Raw genomic sequence first — 4,887 nt, 5'->3', positions numbered from 1 at the left:
CGAGCCCAGGCGGCAACCAAGCGGGTGGAAGGGGAGCGAAAACGGGCCCAGGCCCAGCGGGATGAAGCGGAGAAGCGGCTGCAACAGCTGCGGCGCGAACTGCTGCCCCTGCAGCAGCAGCGTGCCCGGCTGGAGGCCGAGCGCGATCGCCTCAGCCGCGATGTGGCTAACCGGGACCAGGAGATCCGCCGCACCGAAACCGAGTTGGCGGCGGTGCAGGAGCAGATCAAGGAAGGGGAGAAGGAACTCCAGGGCCTTGAAACCAAGATCATCGCCCTGCGCCGCGGCGATGTGGTGATCAGCAGCGGCCAGCCCCTGGCCACCGCCAAGGTGACTCTGGAGCGACCGGAACAGGCCCGGGACGTGATCAACACCTTGCTGCAGCAGGCCAACCGGCTCGCGTTCCAGCGGGTGCTGCCGGGGGAGCCGCCGGACCGCCAGATCCTTCTGGTGCCAAGGAACGACATCGCCAAACTGGAGACTCTGCTGGCCCGCCCCGGCTCCTGGGTGGTGAGCCTGCTCTCGGCCGCCAACGTGCTGCGCGGTGAGCAGCAGGTGCTGGCCTTTCCAGACCTGCGGCCGAACCGCCCCGTGGCGCGGGCGGGCGACGTGCTGGCCACCACCAGCCTCGAACCGGAGGTGCACAGCCCCCAGCAGGTCAACAGCCGGCTGAACCTGCTGCTCGCTGCCGCCTACGCCAAGGTGCAGCGCCAGGGTTCGATCACCGATGGCCTGCAGTTCGACGCGGCCCTGCTCAACCAGCTGGCCCGCTCCCTGAGCGAGCGACCGGAAGATCAGGCGGCCCAGCTGGAAGCCGTGGCCGTGCAGGATGCCGACACTCCCGATCCGATCGTGGTGGAGCTCCGCTGGATCCGGCCACGCAACGGACGCCCCTGAACGCCGTGCCATGGCCACCCACGCCTCACCCGAGCCGAGTGATCGAATCCCTCACGGCGATGCACCACAGCAGCGAGCCGGGCTGGCGGGGTTGGATCCGGGCCGCAGCAAGTGCGGCCTGGTGTGCACCGATGCCACGGGGCAGCGGATTGTGGCGGCGGCGGTGCTGACCCCGGAAGCGACCTGGCACCAACTGAACAGCTGGTGCGCCGAGGGGCTGGTGGCTGAGATCGTGCTGGGCAACGGCACCGGCTGCCGGCACTGGCAGACAAGACTCGCGACGATCGCTGCTGTGCATGTGGTGGAGGAGCATGGCAGCACCCTGGCGGCGCGGCAGCGTTTCTGGGAGCTGTTCCCGCCTCGGGGCTGGCGGCGCTGCCTGCCCCGAGGGCTGCGGCAGCCGCCCCGCGACTGGGATGATGTGGTGGCGCAGTTGCTGCTCGAACGGTTCCTGGGTCGAACCCTGCCGCGCTCCTGATCCAGAAGGGGAGGTCCGGCTCCGCGCTGAGCCCGGGATGCCCAGCCCGATTTCAGAGACTGGCGCGCACGGTGAAGGCGTAGTCGCCGCCGGCCTCGAGCTGGTAATCGGCCTGGAGCAGAAAGCGCAGCAGAGCATCCTGGATCAGGGCGCGGCCCAGGGAGGGCTCCACGTTGAGTTCACCACGATCGAAGGCCCAGCAGAAGGTCCACTGGAACCCGCCGGCGGACACCTCACCCTCCAGCACCCGCTGGCTGAAACTCTGGCGCAGGACCCGCAGCTGGGCGGTGGTGGCGGGCAGGCGGCTCACGAGGGATACATCACGGCGAAGGGCTCACGACAGGCAGATCAAGGCTGACAAAAGCCCATGGCAGACATCAGGCTGCCGCAGCCTGAAGCGAAAAACTGTTCAGGCGGTTGCCGGCCCGCTCGATCCCGAGCCGGCGGATCAGGTCGATGCCGGCCACCACCTCATCGAGCACTGCGGCCAGGCCAGGCTGCTCGTCCGCCGAGAAGCGCCCCAGCACGTGGGACACCGTGCGGGCCCGGCGCTCGACGGGATGCTCCGCTGGAGCGCCGATGCCGATGCGCAGCCGCGGAAACTCCTGAGCGCCGAGGTGCTGGATCGTGCTGCGCAGGCCGTTGTGTCCACCGGCGCTTCCGCTGGCACGCAGGCGCAGACGACCGAAGGGCAGATCCATGTCGTCCACCACCACCAGCATCTGGGAGGGTTTCAGGTCGAACCAGTCGAGGGCTGCACGAATCGAGCGTCCACTGTCGTTCATGAAGGTCTGCGGCATGAGCAGCCGCAGGCGCCGATCGCCATGGCCCACCTCCGCCAGCAAGCCGTGAAGCTTGGCCTGCTGGCGAAACCCGACGCCCTCCTGGCGTGCCAGGCGTTCGAGGGCCATAAAGCCCACGTTGTGACGCGTGTCGACGTATTTAGAACCCGGATTTCCCAAGCCGACCAGCAGCCGCAGGTCCACTCCCGGCAGCGTGGTCTCAGTGGTCACCGGAGGCGTTGGACTCACGGATTGCAGGGAAACATCCCCCGAAAAGGTCTGCCCGAGGCTACGGCGCGGGGGATGGGCAACACCGCTCAGCCCCTCGAGAAGACAGCACAACCTTTCGAAAGGCTTGTGACAAGGAGTGGCAAGGCTTCAGGCCATTGGCGTGGCTGACTCCCCACTGGCCATGGCAGACCCAACCTCTCCACTGGCCGTTGCAGGCGCAGACCCCTCAGGAAGCGCCGGTGACGCCGGGGTCGCAGACGGCTCCGGCTCGGTGGTGATCGCGGAGCGGAACTCCTTCTCAAACTCCTGGGAGGCCGACTGAAAACCCTTGAGCGTCCGACCCAGGGTTTTGCCCAGTTCAGGCAGCCGCTTGGGCCCGAACACCAGCAGGCCAATAGCGGCGATCACCGCCAGTTCGGGCAAGCCGATACCGAAGAAATTCATGCAGGAAATGCGGCTGGGTCAGGAATCAGCCGACGCCGTTCCAGTTGACGGTGATGCCCTCGAGCAGGAGCGACTTGTTGTAGAGCTGCAGGATCACGAGGAGGAAGACCAGGAAGAGGAGCATGAACACCCCCATCACCGGGGTGGTGCCCCAGCCGGGAACGACCTTGCCGTATTCGGAATTCAGGGGTCGCAGCAGATTTCCGAGGGGGGTGCGTTGGGCCATGGAGCTCAGTCCTCTCGATCAAGGAATCGTGACGGGTACTCTAAAGGTCACACCAGGGCCGCCTGCGACAGCTTTCGAGACTCGTATGGAATCCACAGGTTCGCCCGCCCTCTCCATTGCCCTCACCGTGCTGGCAGTGTTACTGGCCCTCACAGGCTTCGGCGTCTACCAGGCCTTCGGGCCGCCCTCGAAGCAACTCACCGATCCCTTCGACGATCACGAGGACTGAACACCGGTTCCCGGAATCGTCACCGGTGTCGCCAGTGCAGTTCTCAGCTCAGCGCCAACCCTGACCTTCAGGCCCGCCGGCGGATTCGCCAGAAGCCGAACTCCCAGGGCCCCAGCACCGCTGCCTGCACCCAATCTCCCGTTTCCTGCGGCAGCGGCTGGAACAGACCGTCGCCCCGCTCCAGCAGCTGCCAGTCGGGCCCGACATCGAGCCAGCGCCGGCAAGGGCCCAGGTTCTGCACTGTGAGGCGCACCACGCCGAGCTCCGGATCGGGCGCCAAGGCAATCATCTGCAGATCTTCGGCCAGGGCGGGAAAACCGGGTGGCGGATTGGGGGCTCCGGCCGTAGCCGTGGGGCGCCCCCAGAGGGGCTCGCGCAGCCGCAGGGCCTCCGCCGGCACTCCTCCGCGGCGCCAGCCTCCGGCGCAGGGCATCAGCGCCAGCTGCTGGCGTTGCCAGCCGTTGTCGGCGGATGGATCGGGCCAGGTGGGGCCCCGCAGCAACGACACCCCCAGCGCCTGCTGGCTGGCCGATACCCCCTGAGGTCCATCGAGGAGCACCGCCATCCCAGGCTCGCCCCCCCCAGCAGCCGAGGCACCGATCGCCGCCAGCCAGCCGATCGCCGCCACTTCCCAGCGGCTGCGCTCGCGGTTGGTCTGGGGCTCGGCTGGACGCTCGATCACGCCGCCGCTGGTGTCGGTGGCCCAGCGAACGGCAGGCCAGGCCAGCGGCACCTCGAGTCGCAGCAGTTCATGGCGCTGGCGCCAGTTCACCGCGAGGCTGAGCTCCAGCCAGGGGCTGCCAGCGCGCAGGCGCCCATCGAGCCGCAGTGGGCTGGTACCGCAGCGGCCCCGCCAGCGGAACGCCGCGCAGAGGGGCCCCCGCTCCAGCCACTGCGGCGGCCCGTCCCAGATCCAGGGCAGGGGATGATCGCGGTAGTCGGCCGCCAGATCCCAGGCATCCCAGAACTCACCGCGATCGGCATAGCGCCGCCAGGCCAGCGGCGCAGCGAGCTGGGCCGCGCCGCTGGCATCCCAGAGCTGCTCCACACCCGCGGGCCCGACCGCCACACTCAGGAGTCCATTGGAAAGCCGCCAGCGGTCGCTCCCCCGTTCCGGATCGGGCTCCAGCCGTACAGGATCCCGCAGGGCTAGCGCCTCGACACCGGAGGCGACAGGGCGCGGGGCGGGGTCCGGTCCGACCGTGCTTCGCCCCGGTGGCCTTCGCCACAGGGGCAGGGCCGTCACACCTGCCGGAACGGGCAGCTGCACCCACACCCCACCGGAGGCGGCCGGCTGGCTGGTGATGGGCTGATCGCCTGCGGGCCCCGGCAGGCTCCACTGGCCCGCAGGCAACCGCACGGTGCAAGAGGCCGCAGCCAGGGGCTGGAGCTGGACGATCCACCACCTCTGGTCATTCTTCTGTTCGGCCGTGTGGTCGGACGCCTGGTCGTCCCTCTGGCCGGCCGCCGCCGAATCTTGACTCGTTGCTCCAGTGGCCGAGCCAACCGACCCAGCCTCCCCCGCCACTGCAGCCCCCAGCCAGCGCCCCAGGGCCTGATCCCGCTGCCGGCGCGCCCTGCGGCGGGCGCGGCGCCACTG

Annotated in this window: 8 protein-coding genes; 3 read left to right on the top strand and 5 right to left on the bottom strand. The window is 68.9% G+C overall.

The annotated features are described in order from the left end of the window. Together VB716_RS13290 and VB716_RS13285 are read left to right on the top strand one after the other, a co-directional pair. On the top strand, positions 1-897 hold an 897-nt coding region (locus VB716_RS13290; RefSeq protein ID WP_323270740.1), incomplete at its 5' end, for a DUF3084 domain-containing protein. A 10-nt stretch (positions 898-907) separates the two neighbouring features. Beyond that, entirely contained in the window at positions 908-1,375 is a 468-nt protein-coding gene (locus tag VB716_RS13285; RefSeq protein ID WP_231598177.1) for a resolvase, read from the top strand. A 52-nt stretch (positions 1,376-1,427) separates the two neighbouring features. Here the strand turns inward: VB716_RS13285 and VB716_RS13280 are convergent, their stop codons facing one another. From VB716_RS13280 to psbH, 4 genes are all read right to left on the bottom strand, one after another. Next, positions 1,428-1,685, bottom strand: coding sequence for a DUF3146 family protein (locus VB716_RS13280; protein ID WP_197157320.1), 258 nt, complete (start codon positions 1,683-1,685; stop codon positions 1,428-1,430). A gap of 67 nt (positions 1,686-1,752) precedes the next feature. Next, the gene (gene pth, locus VB716_RS13275) at positions 1,753-2,415 is read right to left on the bottom strand and encodes an aminoacyl-tRNA hydrolase (protein WP_370594817.1); all 663 of its coding nucleotides are present in this window, start codon (positions 2,413-2,415) and stop codon (positions 1,753-1,755) included. A gap of 120 nt (positions 2,416-2,535) precedes the next feature. Continuing rightward, complete coding sequence (locus VB716_RS13270) at positions 2,536-2,832, bottom strand: TatA/E family twin arginine-targeting protein translocase (protein WP_197157322.1); 297 nt, start codon at positions 2,830-2,832, stop codon at positions 2,536-2,538. A 25-nt stretch (positions 2,833-2,857) separates the two neighbouring features. Continuing rightward, entirely contained in the window at positions 2,858-3,058 is a 201-nt protein-coding gene (gene psbH, locus VB716_RS13265) for a photosystem II reaction center phosphoprotein PsbH (RefSeq protein WP_197157324.1), read from the bottom strand. An 85-nt stretch (positions 3,059-3,143) separates the two neighbouring features. On the opposite strand from psbH, the gene psbN reads away from it, so the two are divergent. Then, positions 3,144-3,287 (top strand): photosystem II reaction center protein PsbN, encoded by a 144-nt coding sequence (gene psbN / locus VB716_RS13260; RefSeq protein WP_197157326.1) that lies wholly within the window; start codon positions 3,144-3,146, stop codon positions 3,285-3,287. A gap of 67 nt (positions 3,288-3,354) precedes the next feature. Here psbN and VB716_RS13255 read toward each other — a convergent pair. Next, a partial coding sequence (locus VB716_RS13255) for a glycoside hydrolase family 38 C-terminal domain-containing protein (RefSeq protein WP_323270739.1) occupies positions 3,355-4,887 on the bottom strand: 1,533 nt, incomplete at its 5' end.

Origin of the sequence: Synechococcus sp. CCY9201, assembly GCF_034931105.1 — a bacterium.
Classification (GTDB): Bacteria; Cyanobacteriota; Cyanobacteriia; order PCC-6307; family Cyanobiaceae; genus CBW1002.
The sequence above is the reverse complement of the archived record's forward strand: the minus strand, read 5'-3'. Positions and strand labels throughout refer to the sequence as shown.

What these genes read in the sequence shown, in the direction of transcription:
- VB716_RS13285 (WP_231598177.1), top strand. Translation starts at nt 908, where the DNA reads ATGGCCACCCACGCCTCACCCGAGCCGAGTGATCGAATCCCTCACGGC.
- VB716_RS13270 (WP_197157322.1), bottom strand. Translation starts at nt 2,832, where the DNA reads ATGAATTTCTTCGGTATCGGCTTGCCCGAACTGGCGGTGATCGCCGCT.
- psbH (WP_197157324.1), bottom strand. Translation starts at nt 3,058, where the DNA reads ATGGCCCAACGCACCCCCCTCGGAAATCTGCTGCGACCCCTGAATTCC.
- psbN (WP_197157326.1), top strand. Translation starts at nt 3,144, where the DNA reads ATGGAATCCACAGGTTCGCCCGCCCTCTCCATTGCCCTCACCGTGCTG.